This is a genomic window from Acinetobacter sp. YH01025 (assembly GCF_013420185.1).
Lineage (GTDB): Bacteria > Pseudomonadota > Gammaproteobacteria > Pseudomonadales > Moraxellaceae > Acinetobacter > Acinetobacter indicus.
On sequence record NZ_VOYR01000007.1, the window covers coordinates 1 to 18,267 of the forward strand.

Annotated in this window: 14 protein-coding genes and 2 pseudogenes; 6 read left to right on the top strand and 10 right to left on the bottom strand. The window is 42.2% G+C overall.

Features of this window, described 5'->3' with window-relative positions:
* Positions 1–121: 121 nt before the first annotated feature.
* Both FTT89_RS08560 and FTT89_RS08565 read left to right on the top strand, forming a co-directional pair.
* Positions 122–307: pseudogene (locus FTT89_RS08560) on the top strand (type II toxin-antitoxin system RelE/ParE family toxin); the annotation flags it as partial.
* Positions 300–602 (top strand): helix-turn-helix domain-containing protein, encoded by a 303-nt coding sequence (locus FTT89_RS08565; protein ID WP_001140620.1) that lies wholly within the window; start codon positions 300–302, stop codon positions 600–602. The pseudogene FTT89_RS08560 and the gene FTT89_RS08565, both read left to right, overlap by 8 nt.
* 41 nt (positions 603–643) lie before the next feature.
* Here FTT89_RS08565 and FTT89_RS08570 read toward each other — a convergent pair.
* A pseudogene (locus tag FTT89_RS08570) lies at positions 644–805 on the bottom strand (IS6 family transposase); the annotation flags it as partial.
* 93 nt (positions 806–898) lie between these two features.
* Complete coding sequence (gene cadR, locus FTT89_RS08575) at positions 899–1,291, bottom strand: Cd(II)/Pb(II)-responsive transcriptional regulator (RefSeq protein ID WP_000550240.1); 393 nt, start codon at positions 1,289–1,291, stop codon at positions 899–901.
* Between the two features lie 89 nt (positions 1,292–1,380).
* On the opposite strand from cadR, the gene FTT89_RS08580 reads away from it, so the two are divergent.
* Both FTT89_RS08580 and FTT89_RS08585 read left to right on the top strand, forming a co-directional pair.
* On the top strand, positions 1,381–2,661 hold the full coding sequence (locus FTT89_RS08580) for a cation transporter (RefSeq protein ID WP_005237495.1): 1,281 nt from the start codon (positions 1,381–1,383) through the stop codon (positions 2,659–2,661).
* A 63-nt stretch (positions 2,662–2,724) separates the two neighbouring features.
* Complete coding sequence (locus FTT89_RS08585; protein WP_001067784.1) at positions 2,725–3,429, top strand: IS6-like element IS1006 family transposase; 705 nt, start codon at positions 2,725–2,727, stop codon at positions 3,427–3,429.
* 270 nt (positions 3,430–3,699) lie between these two features.
* On the opposite strand, the gene FTT89_RS08590 is transcribed toward FTT89_RS08585, so the two are convergent.
* From FTT89_RS08590 to FTT89_RS08620, 7 genes are all read right to left on the bottom strand, one after another.
* Complete coding sequence (locus tag FTT89_RS08590; RefSeq protein ID WP_168542628.1) at positions 3,700–4,116, bottom strand: hypothetical protein; 417 nt, start codon at positions 4,114–4,116, stop codon at positions 3,700–3,702.
* Position 4,117: 1 nt separating this feature from the next.
* On the bottom strand, positions 4,118–6,244 hold the full coding sequence (locus FTT89_RS08595) for an integrase (protein WP_180172833.1): 2,127 nt from the start codon (positions 6,242–6,244) through the stop codon (positions 4,118–4,120).
* Entirely contained in the window at positions 6,237–7,793 is a 1,557-nt protein-coding gene (locus tag FTT89_RS08600) for a site-specific integrase (protein ID WP_180172834.1), read from the bottom strand. The genes FTT89_RS08595 and FTT89_RS08600 overlap by 8 nt, the downstream gene beginning before the upstream one ends.
* A complete protein-coding gene (locus FTT89_RS08605) occupies positions 7,786–9,012 on the bottom strand; it encodes a site-specific integrase (protein WP_180172835.1) in 1,227 nt (408 codons plus the stop codon). The genes FTT89_RS08600 and FTT89_RS08605 overlap by 8 nt, the downstream gene beginning before the upstream one ends.
* Before the next feature lie 155 nt (positions 9,013–9,167).
* Positions 9,168–9,734 (bottom strand): single-stranded DNA-binding protein, encoded by a 567-nt coding sequence (ssb, locus tag FTT89_RS08610; protein WP_005180729.1) that lies wholly within the window; start codon positions 9,732–9,734, stop codon positions 9,168–9,170.
* A 51-nt stretch (positions 9,735–9,785) separates the two neighbouring features.
* Positions 9,786–11,150, bottom strand: coding sequence for an MFS transporter (locus FTT89_RS08615; protein WP_075175359.1), 1,365 nt, complete (start codon positions 11,148–11,150; stop codon positions 9,786–9,788).
* Between the two features lie 152 nt (positions 11,151–11,302).
* Positions 11,303–12,385, bottom strand: coding sequence for a DUF475 domain-containing protein (locus tag FTT89_RS08620; RefSeq protein WP_005180731.1), 1,083 nt, complete (start codon positions 12,383–12,385; stop codon positions 11,303–11,305).
* Between the two features lie 267 nt (positions 12,386–12,652).
* On the opposite strand from FTT89_RS08620, the gene tenA reads away from it, so the two are divergent.
* Together tenA and uvrA are read left to right on the top strand one after the other, a co-directional pair.
* Positions 12,653–13,330 (top strand): thiaminase II, encoded by a 678-nt coding sequence (gene tenA / locus FTT89_RS08625; protein ID WP_180172836.1) that lies wholly within the window; start codon positions 12,653–12,655, stop codon positions 13,328–13,330.
* 249 nt (positions 13,331–13,579) lie between these two features.
* On the top strand, positions 13,580–16,411 hold the full coding sequence (uvrA, locus tag FTT89_RS08630) for an excinuclease ABC subunit UvrA (RefSeq protein WP_005180735.1): 2,832 nt from the start codon (positions 13,580–13,582) through the stop codon (positions 16,409–16,411).
* A gap of 98 nt (positions 16,412–16,509) precedes the next feature.
* Here uvrA and FTT89_RS08635 read toward each other — a convergent pair whose 3' ends face one another.
* Complete coding sequence (locus tag FTT89_RS08635; protein WP_104500726.1) at positions 16,510–18,216, bottom strand: GGDEF domain-containing protein; 1,707 nt, start codon at positions 18,214–18,216, stop codon at positions 16,510–16,512.
* Positions 18,217–18,267 lie beyond the last annotated feature (51 nt).

Here is an 18,267-nt window from a genome sequence, read left to right on the forward strand (position 1 = left end):
TCTGCCTGTTTCAAGATGGACATGATCTGACTGTCAGTAAATTTAGATGTTTTCATGCAGAATCTCCTGCTCGTATCTTAAGAGAAAATTCTACTTTTAGATCCTATTATTTTTAGGGGGGATTACCGTTCAACATCGCGGTAGACCCTTAAGAGCTTTCTTCGCATTTGATCCCTTACGACAGGCTATTGTTCTATGTATTGCTGATAAAGGCGGTAAAAAGCGTTTTTATAAAGACATGCTGGATATTGCAGATGAACAATACCAACTTCATCTCACTACCCTAGGAGATAAATCTAATGGCTAAGACTCTGCAAGAATTGTTAGCTAGCCGCTCTCCAGAGAGCCAAGCCCGTATTCAAAAAATGGCTGATGAATTACTGCTAGAAAATCAGCTTCATCTTATTCGTGAAGAACTCGAAATTTCTCAAAAAGAGCTTGCTGAAACTTTGGGAATAAAACAGCCATCGCTTTCAGCAATAGAAAATCGTGGCAATGATCTTAAGATTTCAACCATGAAAAAGTATGTTGAGGCAATGGGTGGGAAGCTCCGTATTGATGTAGAGCTTCCAACAGGAAAACATATAGGATTCAATGTTTAACAATAAAAATGGGAGCTATAGGCTCCCATTTTTAGATTCGTATAACGTTGAACCCAACGGTAAATAGTCGTGTGATCAACATTCACACCCCGTTCGGCCAGCATTTCCTGCAGTTCACGATAGCTAATGCCATATTTACAATACCAGCGCACAGCCCAAAGAATGATTTCGCCCTGAAAATGCCGACCATGGAAAGGATTCATATGCTGCACCTTTAGCTAAAACAGTCTTCAGCTTACCATTCGTGGTTATTTGCAACAGTGCCGATTTTTTGAAAAAAGCATAGGTCTAGATAATCAAGCTAGATTTTTTAAAACTCCACATTGGTCAATTGTACATAAACCATCACAAGTACCTCTTAAATCAGATAGTTGTTCAATAAGCTTTTGTTGCTTGATTATATTTTCTCTGATAGCACTGACATGTAAGTCAATTAATTCATTCACATCTGAACAATTTTTCTCAGGTTTGTCTTTATAGGTAAGTAATTGACGAATTTCATTCAAACTCATATTTAAAGTTCGGCAATTCAAAATAAATTTAATTCGCTCAACATAGCCTACATCGTAAAGGCGGTAATTTCCTTCCGTTCTTTCCGGTTCCGGAATTAAACCTTCCTTTTCATAAAACCTAATTGTTAATACTGAACATGAGGTTTTTTTAGAGAGTTCACCAATTTTTAAATGCATTGAGTTAGTATTTCCAAAGATTCTTGACTCTATAGTAACTATAGGGATTCTAATATTCAAAGTTTATAATTTTTTTAATGGGTATAATTATGAGTGGTTGTGGATGTAGTAAAGAAACACCATGCGAAGATAAGAAATCTCAACAAGAAAATCATCCATCAATTGCAGAAGCAAACAATTCAAAGAATTGTGATAATACGCTTAGCTGTTGTGGTGAAGAGGAAGAAAAAAAATCTTCATCTCCTTGCTGTAACACTTCAAACAGTTGTGAAGATACCGCTCAATCCTGTTATGGTTCTGATCCCAAAGAAAATTTAAGCACTGAAGATATTTTAAAAGATTCGCACTACATGAGTGAATACTTAGTTCCCAAAATGGATTGTTCTGCGGAAGAACAGATGGTTCGTATGGCGCTATCTTCAATTGATGGTGTTCAAAAACTCATCTTTGATTTACCTAACCGTTCTTTAAAGGTTCTACATAATCAAAAAGATGAAAATATAACCACCAAACTTGAAGCTTTGGGTTTTGGTGCAAAGCTTGTGAAGACTGAAACTTATATAAGCAATCAACAGGCTAAGCAAACAAGTACCTACACCATTCCTAAAATGGATTGCTCTGCTGAAGAGCAAATGGTCCGTATGGCTCTTGCAGATATTGAAGCAGTTAAAGGTCTTACTTTTGATCTTCCCAATCGAAAACTGAAAGTCTTCCATAATGAAGGGATTCAGCAAATTACGGCTAAACTCGAAGGACTGGGTTTTGGGGCGAAACTTGATGAAACACAGCTTTCTTCAGGCGATATACCTAATGAACCTGATCCTGTGAGACAAGCTAAAGTACTTAAACTGTTATTAGGTATTAATGCTCTACTTTTCTTTATAGAATTCATCAGCGGTATTATTGCTGCGTCTACAGGATTGATTGCTGATTCTCTAGATATGTTTGCCGATGCAGCCGTTTATGGTATTGCGCTATATGCCGTCGGAAAAGCTGCGAAATATCAAATAAAAGCAGCCCATTTCGCAGGTTGGATTCAGTTATTACTTGCTGTTATCGTGATTGTTGATGTCATTAGACGATTCATGTTTGGAAGCGAGCCAGAATCAACGCTCATGATTGTTATTGGCCTGCTCGCACTTATAGCTAACGTGACATGCTTATATCTTATTTCTGGTCATCGAGAAGATGGCGCACATATGAAAGCCAGTTGGATTTTCTCGGCGAATGACGTTGTCGTAAATATGGGCGTTATATTTGCCGGTGTACTCGTGGCGTGGACGGGATCAGCTTATCCAGACTTAATCATTGGCATACTGGTTTCTTTATTCGTACTTAATGGTGCCCGAAAAATTTTGGCTTTGAAGTAAGGGCACTGTTGCAAATAACCACGAATGGTAAGCTGAAGACTGTTTTAGCTAAAGGTGCAGCATATGAATCCTTTCCATGGTCGGCATTTTCAGGGCGAAATCATTCTTTGGGCTGTGCGCTGGTATTGTAAATATGGCATTAGCTATCGTGAACTGCAGGAAATGCTGGCCGAACGGGGTGTGAATGTTGATCACACGACTATTTACCGTTGGGTTCAACGTTATGCTCCTGAAATAGAAAAACGTTTACGCTGGTATTGGCGTAATCCTACAGATCTGAGCTCGTGGCATATTGATGAAACCTATGTAAAAGTGAATGGACGATGGTCTTATCTGTATCGTGCAGTCGATCAACGTGGCGATACCATTGATTTTTATCTTTCTTCTAGACGTAATACCAAATCAGCATATTGTTTTCTTGGAAAAATTTTAAATAATGTGAAGAAGTGGCAAATTCCACAAGTGATCAACACGGATAAAGCACCCACATATGGACGTGCTTTATCACGGTTAAAACGGGAAGGTAAATGTCCACCAGACCTTGAGCACAGGCAGATTAAGTATAAAAATAACGTGATTGAATGTGATCATGGCAAGCTAAAGCGGATCATCAGGGCCACATTAGGATTCAAATCTATGAAGACGGCTTATGCCACAATTAAAGGTATTGAAGTCATGCGTGCACTACGTAAAGGACAAGCATCGTCATTTTATTATGGTCAGCCTCAGGGTGAAGTGTGTCTAATCAACAGGGTTTTCGGTCTCTAAGTACTTTTTAAAGGGAACATCATCGACTCAAATCTCTATTTGCAACAGTGCCGGAAATATTAAGCTAGATAAAAAATTGATCATAAAATCGTCATTTCAATAAAAATAAAATATGAAGTGACATTACAATAAAGGCATAACTATTATTTACAGTCTCCAATAGACTTATAAGTTTTATAGCTCTAACTTTATGTCTTTAATATATTTTGTTGCATCTTAATGACATTGAAGCAATCTTAGCTTTTGAGAGCCTACTTTAGGCTCTCGTACCTAGGAGTTCTTTTTAGACAAAGGCTCATTGAGCTTATCAATACTCACCCCATATTTATGAGCATTGTATTGCCAAACTACGAACTGCTCTAAAAGCATTGAATTCTCTTTTTCTAGTCTCTCTAACTTACTTTCCAATGCATCAATTTTGACTTGAGCTATTTTCAAACTTGCAGGAAGTTTTTGCTGTTTGGTTTTTAAGATTTTTAATGCTGCTGGAGATTTTTTTCCTAGATCATAAGCATTCTTAATTCTTTCAAATTTTTGTAGGGTTTGGCGAGTTGGTGCAGGTACAATCTCTAGTTGTACTTCAATTGCTTTGCATAATTTCTCCCACGTTAACTTTTCATTTGGCGACCAATAATCAAGAATTTCAACAATATCTTGTACATTCTGATCTGTTAGATGCTGTGCCATATCAAATCCATAAATCCATTTGCAATGCAGGACTGAGCAAATGTGGTTCATCCTCTATCTTTTTCCGTTGAGTATTCTCAATAACGGGGATACGTTTACGACCTGCTTTTTGATACGCTAAATCAAGATGTGTAACATCTTCCGAAGGCGGCAAACTTAAAGGCGTTCCATCAAGAATATTTGGATCATCCAATAGTGCAATCATCTGTTCACAACGGTTAATTGTTTGCTCTCTCACCTCAAGCCATACCGTTGCACCAGTAACGCTCTTACTAACAGCCTCCTGATCCTTTGCCCATAAGATTTTTTCTTTTCTAAGTCGCTCTTGAAGCCGTTTTTTCTTTTCTTCATCTCCCTTAATACAGACATGCTCTGTACAATTAAGACAGTTCCGATATTTTAAGCAGGGTTCATCAATATAAGAATGTGTACAAAATCCAAATTCAGTAGTATGCATGGACAATGTTGTTCTAGTATTTAACTCCTGTAGAGTTCGAGGTGTAGCAATCTGAAATGTAAATGTACTATCAGTATTTACCGTACCAATCTCATTTTTCTGCATCTCAATTAAGCTATAATTACGATCTTCAACCGTTGTATGATCATATACTCGATTTTGCTTCATATCAGCTCGTCCTGACCATTTGGCAAGTAATAAGTTATCCATTCCATTGGTATTTGCTATTGTATTCAACAGATGCCTAAATTGATGAGTTTTCATACTATAATTGCCGTAACCCCACCGCTGAAAAACAGATTCCATATTACATAATTGATCTTTTCCTCTTAAATTTCTTTTTGTTGGCGACAAATCCTCATTTAAATTATTAATTGTTGGAATCCATAATTCTGAAAAAATAGTCATCTTATTTGAATGAAATTGATTATGAAAACAAGCAAATAGAGCTTCTGACCATTTAACCTTAACTCCATTACCCGTTTTAAAAGTTATATAAGGAAAACCTTTGGGCAATCTATTGCGCAGGACAATATTTAAATCATTCAAGCAGACTGAATAATCACTAATAGGAATTTCACGAGTTTTTAAAAATTGTATGCCACTGTTATTTTCTTTACGCACATCATCATAAAGAAACACATCAAATCCCATTGCCAACAATACTTCACTGCGTTTTAACAATTGATCATCAGGCACTTTGGGACAAAGCTCATGTCTTGGAAATTTATCGCTTGTCTCAAGCAAATATGCTAAATGTCTAGACTTTTCTGACATCTTAATCAAACGTTCAATAGCCCGTTTTACCGTTGGGATCATGACACTTGGAATGTATTTAATGTCATGCCCATAATTTTTCTGTGCATACCACCTAATACCTAATACTGTCTCAATATTAGAACCATCTGCTGTAAGCCCTAAACTGCTCTTAGAAAGCGTTTGGACTTCTTCCTCGTAGATACAATTATGCTTTAAGAAAAATAGCTCTGATGCTCGTTCTGGCGCAGCTAGAAGCAAACTCACAGCACTGGTGACAAAAATATCCCTATTAGATAACTCTGAAGTTTTTCGAGAGAAAATATCAGCTAATGCAAATATCGCATCCTCATCTGGAAGTTTAGATACTCTATATTCTTCGGACTCTGTATCTAACACAATTGATTTATCAGAAGGCTTTTTAATTGGATTTTTCCACTCAGGTATATCTACTATCTTTAGCTGTCGAATAAAATCTAATAAAATTTTTAGATGTCTACCAACATTATAAGCAGAACTTGCTTTATAATTTTTCTTTGCATTTTCAGCCGCCAAATCAAAATCAGCAATAACCAATTTAGTTAAATCAACTTCGCCATACTTATCAAGACATACTGTCTCGATTGCTCGGATTGCTAGAATCGTATCCGCTGTTTTTAAATTATTATTAATCTTTTTATACTTTACATAAGCTTTAGCAAAATCAAGAATGGAATGATGTAAAAGATTTTCAGGAGATTTATTTTTAAGCGAAACTCCCATTTTGATAAAACGTACCTCATGCTTCCAATAATTCTCATCGAATTTAATATCTTCATTTAATTCAGATAACTGTTTAACAAAATCAATAAACCGCTTTATTTCGGAGTAAGGAGATTGAATTTTGTCAGATGGGAAATATATTAAATCATCCATGATTGAACTCCTTACAAGCATCAATTACTTGCTGAACGGCAATAATTGTTCGGTCATTCACGGCAGCGACCTCAAGGCTACACCCCATCGTAATTAGATCATCCCGTTCTTTAATTAATTGCTCTAGAACCAGATGATGCGGTGCATTTGCCCAAGGTATAAACTTGCTACACAGATAACATGCGATTGGTGCATAATCGTTACAGTATTGATGTGTACCACATGAGCCGACATCACAATCCTGTTCTACATAAGAAATTCTATTCGCATCTTTAACTTGTGATTGAGCCTCAATCTCATCTTTTACAACTTTTCCCTGAAAAGCATCTGCATATTTGCGTAAACTTTCATCCATGATAGATGAAATTTGTTGTGCTATTTCAGGAACACTTTCTACATAGCAGTGTGCATTCTGGGTGTCATGATGATCTAACAGCTTTGCAATAACATTAACGCCTGCTTTTTGTCTAGCAGCATTTGTTCCAAGCGTATAGCGAAACCGATATGCAGTGATATGTATTGGTTTACCGGTATCTCTAGAACGAATACCAAGCTTTACCACAGCATCTCTCAATATTTGAGTTAATTTGATAGTAGGTAAATGAATAATTTCTGTTGGCAAAATTTGAGACATTTCTTTTTTATTGTTCCAATCTAGATTAGCCAACCCCTTAAAATCACAGAAAATTGGTAACTCTGCTAGCTCCTGTTCAGATACTTCTCGGTTTATTTGCTTAATTAATTTCTGTTTTAAAATTTGGATATGCTCAAACAAGATTTTCGCAATACTGTCACGAATTCCAACTTCATTAAAAGCAAATCGGAATCCACTAGCACCTCTAACTTTAGCTCTCGGTATGTTAAGTATATGAACTTCATTCTTATCATTAAAATTATATTTATCCGACACGTATAGGTCTTTCACCTTTAGTGCTGAAATTTGGATAGGTCGTCTACCAGTCGCACAAAAAACACGAATTAGAGCAGCCTCATAATAGGAAATCTTATTTTCTGCTAAATATTCATTGGTTCTAGTGATAATTGTTTGAAATTCGAATGGGCTAAATGGGCCTTCATCTGGATCAAGGGAAAGGACTGCTGCTCCTTTTTCATTGCCACTCAATCTCCATGAATCCATTAGATCGTAAACTTCATCATCTACTGAGGAAAAACCCAAATCATATAGTTTCTTCAAAAAGACTCGTAGCATAGCTACTTTGTATTCATCTTTTTTTGCCGAATAAAAATTTTTATAATTTAAAAGACCTTTAATTGAAAAATGATTCTCTCCTGTAATATCAAAATATTTACCAATATATTCGCACATGTTTGCTGTATGTGAACTTGAACTATACTTAGCAAAATGAACCAAAGTCATGACCACATCTGATTGGACAGAAAACTCATAATTTCGTATCCGAGAGATATCTATAGTTTTATTGATATCTAATACCCATTTCTGATCATCGATACTAAACTCATAACCTTTGAATGAGGTAAAAGTATTTTGCGACTTATCTAAACTATCGATTCGAATTGATTTATTCATTTTCATCCTCAAATTTTTCTTGGATACCTAAGCCAATCTCTACAGCACGTTTATTCTCTGCACGTCTTGAATATCTTCTTGCACTTTGTGAGTTAGGTATCCACCCCATCAGATAAGCACGATCATTTTCAACTTGAGCTTCAGTCATTTGACCTGTTGCCACTAAAAGTTGAGATTTCTCAGAAAATTTGTCATTCCAAGTATGTCTAAATGCGTGTGCATGTACATTGAATAGAACAGCTTTAGAAATTTCATAAAAGATTTTATCTAAAGCATTGATTGAAAGTGGCTGACCTTTATTTGATAAAATCAAAAAGTCAGTTAGCTCTGCATTTGGTATGGTTGATCTATAATTTAAAATATAAGTTTCTAACTTTTTCTTTAAGTTTTGATTGACTGCAATTGATCGACTTCTAGTTTTAACCAACGGCTGATATAGCCTAGAATCACTTCCATCATGAGGATTACGCTTAATAGTAAGATACGATGTACCACCTTTAGAGAGGGTTATATCTGTAATTTTTAAATTTAATAATTCACCTTTACGGCATCCAAGATATAAAAACAAATAGGTAATCAGCTCATTTCTATAAGTAATGTAATCTGAAGTCCAGATACGATTCTGATTATCCGGATCAACTGCCTTTAAAATTTTATGTAATTGATCACTATCAAAAGATTTGTATTCAGACTGAATATCCGTGGGCTTGCGGGGTCTACGAGATTTTAACAACCGTTTTGTACTTGTTATTGCTGATGAATGAAGATGTGTCTCAAACCATCCAATATATTCAGCAAAATTAGTTAACCGCCGATATATTAATTGTTTGGATACATAGTCCTGAGTAACAACCAATTTTGCTCTAGCTCGCTCTTTGTTATTACTTTTTGGAAAACTTATGATCTTTGTTTTTGAAGCTGTCCCACTTAATCGACTTCGATTGAAACTGGTTAAATTTACTAAAGCTTCGATTTCATTTAATTTTAAAAAATCTTTACTTTTTATCCTTTGTTCCAAGTCAATTCCTAACTTATCCAACAACTGAAACAGCAACTTAATATCTTCCAGAATAGCTGTAATAGTATTGATTGATAGACCACGATTTCTTAAATGAATGATCATATATAAATTTGGATAAGTCATAGGAACACCATCACTATTCAAAAGAACAGCGAATCTCTCACCACTACTCATTACAAATCTTTTAACAGACATCATGGCTATATTTAACAAAATATCTAAGTATTAAATATCATAGATCATAAGTAAAAAAATTTACAGAACCATTTCTAGTATCTGTAAATTTCTTTTGTAACTAACTACTAATAAAGAATAATTTTATAAACTTTACAAAACATAGTCTCTAGTAGGTGTCAAAACGGTAAGTCATCATCCAAATCTGCAGGTGCAGGCGTTGCAGCAGGAGCTGGTTTCGGTTGCTGATAACCGCCCTGGTTGCCATAGCCACCACCAGCATTATTGTTGTTAAAACCACCTTGAGCTTGCGGCGCATAGCCACCCTGGTTGTTATTGCTATAACCACCGCCCTGGTTATTGTTAAAACGTGGCTGGCTAAAACCATTATCGCCCTGCTCACCTTGCTGACGACCAGAGTCCAGCATCTGCATTTGCTCGCCACGAATTTCTGTGGTGTAGCGTTCCTGACCATTCTGATCGGTCCACTGACGGGTACGCAGCGAACCTTCAATATAGACTTTTGAACCTTTGCGTAAGTATTGCTGCGCGATTTCACCTAAACGGTTATGCAGCACAATACGGTGCCATTCGGTTTGCTCTTTACGCTCACCGGTGGTTTTATCGGTCCACGCATCACTGGTGGCAATGGAAAATTGAGTAAGCGAGCCACCATTCGGGAAAGTTTTTGTTTCTGGATCTCGACCTAAAGTACCAACTAAAATGACCTTATTTACACCACGCATCAGCTGTATTCTTCCTATTTGTTTCTATTATTTACTTTATAAGAGTTATGCTTAAATGGCTACCTCTTTACCCAACAAGTGCGTTAATTGTTGTCGCGCAGTATCATCAATTTGCTGTTTATCGACTTTTATATAGGCAACTTGCTGTTCAGACATCACCACGACTTCTTCAATACCATGAATGGCCAAAAGTTGAGAAGTCCACTCATCCGTTTGTTTGGCCTCAGGCAGGCGAAATACCATCGACGACAGATAACGCGGCTGGGCCAGACTAAAACTCATCAGCAGCCAAATTATAGCAACTGCAGTCAGAATACTCCAACCCATCGCCGTGTTATTCAGCAGTAACAGTTGCCCGCCAATCATGCCGCCAAAGAAGGCGCCAAGGAACTGGCTGCTGGCATTGACGCCCATTGCAGTGGCTTTGGATTGAATCGGTGCCGCTTTCGATAACCAGGACGGTAACAACGCTTCCATCACGTTAAAGGCAATAAAGAACAGGCCCAGTCCAATCAGCAGGATATATTTAGATTCAAAACCAAAAATCATCACGATCAGGCCAAGAATAATCCCGCCAATCGCGGTCAGGAAAATACCGCGCATTTTGCGATATTTTTCCGCCAGAATAATACTGGGGAAGGCAAAAAACAGACTCAGCACCAGCAGCGGCAAATACACCCAGCCATGACTGGACAATGGCAGACCGGCATATTCAATCAGCTGCGGCGGTGCATAAATAAACATCGCCGTTAGCAGTAAATGTAGGGTAAAAACTGACAGATGCAGGCGGTTTAAATCGCCCATTTTTAGCACCTGTTTGAGCTGCGGCAAATAGCCCTGCTGGAAATTACGATGATGGCGCGTGACTTTAGGCACCAGCAGCAACATGGCAATGGCCGCCAGTCCCATAATGGTGGTCACCCAGAACAGCCCGGAAATACCAACCAGTCCGGTCAGCCACGGCCCGGCACTAAAGGCAATCACGAAGGATAAACCAATACTCATGCCCATCATGGCCATGGCTTTGGTGCGCTGTTCTTCACGGGTGACATCGGCCAGTAAAGCCATCACCACGGCAGAGACTGCGCCGCCACCGGCAATGGCCCGGCCAATGATGACCCCATAAATGGTCTCTGACATTGCAGCAATGGCACCGCCTAAAGCAAACAGTAACAGTCCAAGCACCACCAGCGGTTTACGGCTATAGCGATCAGCAATCAGGCTAAATGGAATCTGTAAGATGGCCTGGGTCAAACCATACACCCCAACCGCCAGACCAATTAAGGTCGGGGTTGCATATTGATAGGATTGCCCTGCCACCGAGAAAACCGGAATAATCATGAACAGACCCAACATGCGTAAGGCAAAAATACTGCTTAAGGCAAAAGTTGAACGGCGTTCTAAGGCATTCATCATATCAATAGGCTAAGTGCAACAATTTTGTATGCGAATATCCTACATCATTCATGCTGCAGATGCTGCGATATTCAGCACAATATTCTGCATCTGAACTACCAGTCATAAAAAAAGGTGCAATTGTTTGCACCTTCTTCAGATCAGACTGCAACTTAGTGCAGTGCCTGACGTTTTTTATATTGAATTGAGGCAAATACCGCCCAGACAATAAAGGCCACACCAATCAGGCCGGTGACCACTTCCGGGACATGTAAACCGGTTCCGCTGGCAATCATGATAAAGGCCAGTGCACCAATCGCATAATGCGCACCATGTTCCAGGTAAATATAAGCATCCAGGGTGCCTTTTTCTACCAGATAAATGGTCATCGAACGCACGAAAATCGCGCCAATCGCCAGACCCAGCATGATAATTACCACATCCGAAGTAATCGCAAAGGCACCAATCACACCGTCAAAACTGAACGAGGCATCCAGCACTTCCAGATACAAGAAGCCACCAATACCGGCTTTCACCACACCGGTCGGCACGCCATTTTCATCATGACGGATCGCATTGCCATTTTCATCGACTTCAGGTTCGCCACCCAGTAAATGACTCAATACCTGTACGCCAATATAGATCACGATGCCCCAGATGCCGGCCATGGTCACCACCAGACGTTTATCTTCGACCACATTGGCTGCCATGATCAGCAAGGCCACCAGCGCAATAAAGACCGACATGGCCGGTACACTGGCCAGATTGGATAAACGGCGCTCAATCCAGCGGAACCAGTGGGTGTCTTTTTCATCATCGAGGAAAAAGTTCAGGAACACCATTAACAGGAAGGCACCACCAAACGCTGCAATTTCAGGATGATGCGCCATTAATTTGGCCGAATATTCTTTTGGATTATTCAGTGCCAGCTGCACCACTTCCATCATGCCCATATCGGCTGTGACGGCAACAATCACCACCGGGAAAATTAAACGCATACCGAATACGGCAATCAGAATCCCGACCGTCAGGAACAGCATTTTCCAGAAATGGTCCCAACCGCGCAGGACTGATGCGTTAACAACCGCGTTATCAAACGATAACGACACTTCCATAATGGCGAGAATGGCCGTAATGGTCAGTGCTGTGAACATGGTTTTCAGGCCTGCTTCCGGACCGTGGGTATAGCCCCAATAAGCAGACAAACCGAGACACACGATCGTAAATGCAATAGAGAAACCAAAATGTTTCATCATGACAAATCGACCTATGACATTATTAGATAAAGAAATTCGGTAAATATTAAACTTGAATTACACCGAATGCGCCGCGTGCATCCTGCTGAAGACATGCAGGACCTCGGCGATAGAGATATGGCCGCTATTATGACGCTTTTTCATGACGATGCCAAAACACTTCGTATGCTTTTTTGTTTATTCTGATACAAATCAAAGCGGCTCATCTTTGCGGTGCAAGTATGCTAGTCTTTGGGCATTGATCTTGATGCTTTACAGGAACCGGACATGCGTTTTTCTGAACAATTGTGGCAACAGAATTTAGAACTGTATCAAAACACCCTGGCCCTGCCCTTTAACCAGGAACTGGCGCAAGGCAGCCTAAGTCGTGAGGCCTTTAGCCACTATGTGATTCAGGATGCGCATTATTTACTGGCCTATGGCCGCGCGCTGGCGGTGTGTGCTGCCAAAGCCTTTGATGCCGATGATGTGATCCAGTTTGCCGAAGCCGCCAAGGTAGCAATTGTGGTGGAACGTTCACTCCATAACGGCTTTATGCAGGATTTTGGCATTAGCAAGGAACAGTTTGAAAATACACCGCTGACCCTGGCCTGCCATCATTACACCAGTTATCTGGTTGCCACTGCCTGGTCGGAAAGCTATCCGGTGGTGCTGGCCTCGTTATTGCCATGTTTCTGGATTTATGCCGAAGTCGGCAAAGATATTGTCGGCAACTCGGTCGCCAACAACCCGTATCAGGCCTGGGTCGATACCTATGCCGGCGAAGAATTCCATACCGCAGTGCGCAATGTGATTGCCACGGTTGACCGCGTGGCCGAGCGCTGTGATGAAGACACGCTGGCGAAAATGCGTCAGGCCTATACCCGCGCGGCTGAACTGGAATGGCTGTTCTGGGACAGCGCCTATGCACAGCGTAACTGGCCGGGTCTGGACAGTAACAACTAATTTTTGATCACTCGCCCTTGTGCAAGATTAGTACACTTGCACCAGGGCCAACAGTTCTCTTTCATTCTTGCGTGCTTTGATCCCTGCATTCTTTATCCTGACAATTTTTTATCCTTGTCATTTTCAGATCCTGGCCTTTATTTGCAATCAACCGACATAATTTGACGTAGAAATACCTTAAGCCTGCACTTGAACATTTTTCATGCGCTATCATATAGAGGTTTTAAATGAATTTTCTAGGATCATTGCATGAGCCAAAGTCATATCCGTATTCGAGGTGCACGTACCCATAACCTGAAGAATGTGAACCTTGATATTCCACGCGACAAGTTTGTGGTGATTACGGGACTTTCCGGTTCAGGTAAATCTTCCCTGGCTTTCGATACCCTGTATGCCGAAGGTCAGCGCCGTTATGTCGAATCGCTCTCGGCCTATGCGCGCCAGTTCCTGTCACAAATGGAAAAACCGGAAGTCGACTCGATTGAAGGCTTAAGTCCGGCCATTGCCATTGAACAAAAATCGACCAGCCACAACCCGCGTTCTACCGTCGGCACCATTACCGAAATTTATGACTATTTACGTCTGCTCTATGCACGCGTGGGTACGCCCTACTGTCCGGAACATGACTTGCCGATGGTGGCGCAGACCGTGTCTGAAATGGTCGATGTGGTTAAAGGTCTGGAAGAAGGCACCGCCCTGCTGCTGTTAGCACCCGTGGTACGTGAACGTAAAGGCGAATATACCCATCTGTTTGAACAGCTGCAAAGCCAGGGTTTTGTCCGTGCCCGGGTAGATGGCGAAATTATGGAGATTGATCCGCCACCAGAACTGGACAAAAAGAAAAAACACAGCATTGAAGTGGTGGTCGACCGTTTTAAAGTCCGGGATGATTTGGGCAACCGTATTGCCGAAAGTTTTGAAACCGCTTTACGTTTAGGTGGAGATATTGCGATTTTATCGTGGATGAAAGGCGAACATCCGGACCGGGTATTCTCGGCCAAACACTCCTGCCCGGAATGTGACCGTGCCGTGGCCGAACTGGAACCGCGCCTATTCTCGTTTAACAACCCGTTTGGTGCCTGTCCGGTCTGTGATGGTCTGGGCACACGCAGCCATTTTAGTGCCGACAAACTCATTCCCAATCCGGAACTTTCTTTAAGCCAGGGTGCAATTCGTGGCTGGGACCGTCAGCGTCCTTATTATTATGGCATGCTGCAAAAAGTCGCCGATCATTATGATTTTTCGCTGGATACACCGTGGAATGAACTGGACAAAGACACCCAGAAAAAATTCCTCTACGGCAGTGGCCGGGAAAAAATTGATCTGAGCTATGTCGATGAACGTGGTCGTCGCCATAACCGGGTACAGCCGTTTGAAGGGATTTTGCCGCATCTGGAACGCCGCTATCGTGAAACGGAAAGTAATTATGTCCGCGATGACCTGGCGCAGTATCTCTCCAATGCCGCCTGTGATGCCTGTGACGGCTCACGTCTGAATGAAATTTCGCGCCATGTGCGAGTCAAAGACAAAACCATCAGCCAGATTACCAAAATGTCGATTGGTGACGCCGAGCATTACTATCAGAACCTAAATCTGGAAGGTGCCAAAGGCGAAATTGCCGACAAGATTTTTAAGGAAATCCGTGAACGTCTGCACTTTCTGGTCTCAGTCGGTCTGAACTATTTAAGTCTGTCGCGCTCTGCCGAAACGCTCTCGGGTGGTGAAGCCCAGCGCATCCGACTGGCATCGCAGATTGGTGCCGGGTTAATGGGCGTAATGTATGTGCTGGATGAACCGTCTATTGGTCTGCATCAGCGTGATAATGACCGCCTGCTGGAAACCCTGATTCGCCTGCGTGATCTGGGCAATACCGTACTGGTGGTCGAACATGATGAAGATGCGATTCGCGCCGCAGACCATATTATTGATATCGGGCCGGGCGCAGGCGTGCATGGCGGGAATGTGATTGCTGAAGGTACCTATCAGGAACTGGCGGCCAATGCCAATTCCCTGACCGGTCAATACCTGTCGGGCAAGCTCAAGATTGAAGTGCCGAAACAGCGCACCCAGCCACCGAAACCAGATGAGCAGATCAAGCTGATGGGCGCCTGCGGCCATAACCTGAAAAATGTCGATCTGACACTGCCTTTAGGCGTGATGACCTGCGTTACCGGGGTATCCGGTTCGGGCAAATCAACCCTGATTAACCGTACCCTGCTGCCATTGGCCGCAACCCAGCTGAATGGCGCCACCACGCTCAGCGCGGAAAAGTTTGACACCATTGAAGGACTGCAATTCCTGGATAAAGTGGTGGATATTGACCAGAGTCCGATTGGCCGCACCCCGCGTTCCAATCCGGCCACCTATACCGGTCTGTTTACCCCAATTCGTGAACTGTTTGCCCAGACGCCTGAAGCCAAAGGCCGCGGTTATGCGGCGGGCCGTTTCTCCTTTAACGTCAAAGGCGGACGCTGCGAGGCCTGTGAAGGTGATGGCATGATTAAAGTCGCCATGCACTTCCTGCCAGATATGTATGTGCCATGTGATGCCTGCCATGGCAAACGCTATAACCGCGAAACCCTGGAAGTGCATTACAAAGGCAAAAATATTTCCGATGTGCTGGAAATGACGGTCGAAGATGCCATGCATTTCTTTGATGCCATTCCGGTGATTCACCGCCGTCTGGAAACCTTGAATCAGGTCGGTTTAGGCTATATCCGTCTGGGTCAGTCAGCCACTACCTTGTCTGGCGGTGAGGCGCAGCGGGTCAAACTGGCACGCGAACTGGCCAAGCGGGATACCGGTAAAACCCTGTACGTGCTGGATGAACCAACCACCGGTCTGCATTTCCATGACATTGCCAAGCTACTGGACATCCTGCATGAGCTGCGCAACAAGGGAAATACCATTGTGGTGATTGAACATAACCTGGATGTGATTAAAACCGCAGACTGGATTGTGGATTTAGGCCCGGAAGGCGGTGCCGGCGGTGGGATGATTATTGCCGAAGGTACCCCGGAAGAGGTGGTGAAAGTGAAAGCCTCCCATACCGGAAAATTCCTGAAACCGATGTTAAAATAAAATGAAAGGGCTCTGAGGAGCCCTTTTCTTTGTTATTAGATTCACCTGAAAAATATCAAGATATATATTTAAAATATTTTTCTATTTTAATTTACGGTTTAGAGCATACTTTCCACCCTATTCCGCCCCTTCTCTTTGGCCTTAAATAAGGAGTGATCTGCCCGGCCAAACAGTTCCATCCAGCTGCCTGCATCTGCGGCGACCCCGGCACTGACAGAAATATTTAACGGCGTGTCCAGTCCCGGCAGGGTCAGAACATTCTGGCTAATTTCCTGACGTAATTTCTCGGCAATACTCAAGGCCCCGTCCAGATCAATCTGCTCAATCAGAATCAGGAATTCATCGCCCCCATAACGCACAATCAGATCAGATGAACGCACACTGTGTTTTAACACTTCGGCAATTCCCTGAATCACCCGATCTCCGACAATATGCCCATACTGATCATTGACCTCTTTAAAGTCATCAATATCAATAATAATTAAACCGGTTTGATGGAGCTTGTCCGGATTCTGGTTCAGATATTGAATATATTCTTCCAGCGCCAGACGATTGGAAACTCCGGTCAGGGTATCGGTATTGGCCATATTGCGTAGCTGGAATTCCAGCAAATCCCGTTCAGCCAAACGTGCCTGCAACTGCTTGAGCGCAGCAAATAAAGAGGTGGGTGAGGAATCTGGAGCTGTGGCCGTCTGCGGCTGGGCTTCAGATAACTCTAAAATCAGATCCCGCGCTTCAATTAAAGGTTTAAATACCTTAAAACGCGCATAGACCATGGTAAACAGCGCCGCCAGCAAAGAAATAATCGACACCGACAGCGTCAGGATAAACTGCTGCCAGGCAGCATGACGCTCCTGCTGGGCCAGCCAGACACTATAATCCAGCAGATATTTCTGCAGATTCACCACTGTCGTAAATTTATCGACAATCTTCAGAGTCAATTCAGTTCCGCTTAATGAATACGGGCGCGCATGCAGACTTTCTTCAATCAGCTGGCTGACAATAGGAACCCCCTGATCCAGATATTTTTGTTTAACCTGTTGATGCAGTCCCAGATATTCAGGCGTTTTGTGCTGTTCAGGCTGAATCGAGTTGACCAGATCCCATAAATAATAAGATTGCCGCTGGCTCTGTAAAGAATAAGCCAGGTTCTGTTCAGGAATTGGTTCTTTAAAAGTCACGGCCGCCATAATCGTCGAGGCCAGACGTCCGGCCTGATCACGTAAATCGGCCAGTACCAGAATCAGACTATAGGACTCCGACAGCATGGTCTTTTTGCCTTCCGACTGCATCATGACATGCTTCAGCACCTCATAGACTTCATCCCAGGCACGAAACATGGCCTGAATGGCCTGATCCAGCTGTGCTGAACTGCGCTGGGCATAGGGTTGTGCTGCATAGGCATCCACCGCAGCACGTCCTTTTGCCAAAGCCGGTTTTAAATCGGTGGTCAAGGCATTGGCCTGTGCAGCAAAACCGGCGCTATTTAACAATTGCATGGTGTGTTCAATCTGCAGATCGACCCGCTCTCGAAACAGGGTCAGCTCTTTCAGGTTGGCACTGAGTTCATCTGGAGTACTGGACATGACCTTATTGGCCGGACCACGTTCGCGTGAAATCTCGTTAGCCAGATCGGCCACATGACGTAAGACTGAAATTTCGGTCAGCACCACATCGGACTGCTGATAAGAGCGATAACTCTTCAGCGTCACCGGAACCGAAATAAACAGAATCGACAGGATGATAATGAGCATAGAAATAAACAGACGCTGCTTAGTATTCTCTGAATGCAAGCGATGGGACATGTTTATAACCTCACTACCATGAGCATGAACTGAACGTATTAAATCAACAAA

What these genes read in the sequence shown, in the direction of transcription:
- FTT89_RS08595 (WP_180172833.1), bottom strand. Translation starts at nt 6,244, where the DNA reads ATGGATGATTTAATATATTTCCCATCTGACAAAATTCAATCTCCTTAC.
- tenA (WP_180172836.1), top strand. Translation starts at nt 12,653, where the DNA reads ATGCGTTTTTCTGAACAATTGTGGCAACAGAATTTAGAACTGTATCAA.
- ssb (WP_005180729.1), bottom strand. Translation starts at nt 9,734, where the DNA reads ATGCGTGGTGTAAATAAGGTCATTTTAGTTGGTACTTTAGGTCGAGAT.
- cadR (WP_000550240.1), bottom strand. Translation starts at nt 1,291, where the DNA reads ATGCATTTAAAAATTGGTGAACTCTCTAAAAAAACCTCATGTTCAGTA.
- FTT89_RS08605 (WP_180172835.1), bottom strand. Translation starts at nt 9,012, where the DNA reads ATGATGTCTGTTAAAAGATTTGTAATGAGTAGTGGTGAGAGATTCGCT.
- FTT89_RS08600 (WP_180172834.1), bottom strand. Translation starts at nt 7,793, where the DNA reads ATGAATAAATCAATTCGAATCGATAGTTTAGATAAGTCGCAAAATACT.
- uvrA (WP_005180735.1), top strand. Translation starts at nt 13,580, where the DNA reads ATGAGCCAAAGTCATATCCGTATTCGAGGTGCACGTACCCATAACCTG.
- FTT89_RS08565 (WP_001140620.1), top strand. Translation starts at nt 300, where the DNA reads ATGGCTAAGACTCTGCAAGAATTGTTAGCTAGCCGCTCTCCAGAGAGC.
- FTT89_RS08585 (WP_001067784.1), top strand. Translation starts at nt 2,725, where the DNA reads ATGAATCCTTTCCATGGTCGGCATTTTCAGGGCGAAATCATTCTTTGG.
- FTT89_RS08590 (WP_168542628.1), bottom strand. Translation starts at nt 4,116, where the DNA reads ATGGCACAGCATCTAACAGATCAGAATGTACAAGATATTGTTGAAATT.
- FTT89_RS08580 (WP_005237495.1), top strand. Translation starts at nt 1,381, where the DNA reads ATGAGTGGTTGTGGATGTAGTAAAGAAACACCATGCGAAGATAAGAAA.
- FTT89_RS08615 (WP_075175359.1), bottom strand. Translation starts at nt 11,150, where the DNA reads ATGATGAATGCCTTAGAACGCCGTTCAACTTTTGCCTTAAGCAGTATT.
- FTT89_RS08620 (WP_005180731.1), bottom strand. Translation starts at nt 12,385, where the DNA reads ATGATGAAACATTTTGGTTTCTCTATTGCATTTACGATCGTGTGTCTC.
- FTT89_RS08635 (WP_104500726.1), bottom strand. Translation starts at nt 18,216, where the DNA reads ATGTCCCATCGCTTGCATTCAGAGAATACTAAGCAGCGTCTGTTTATT.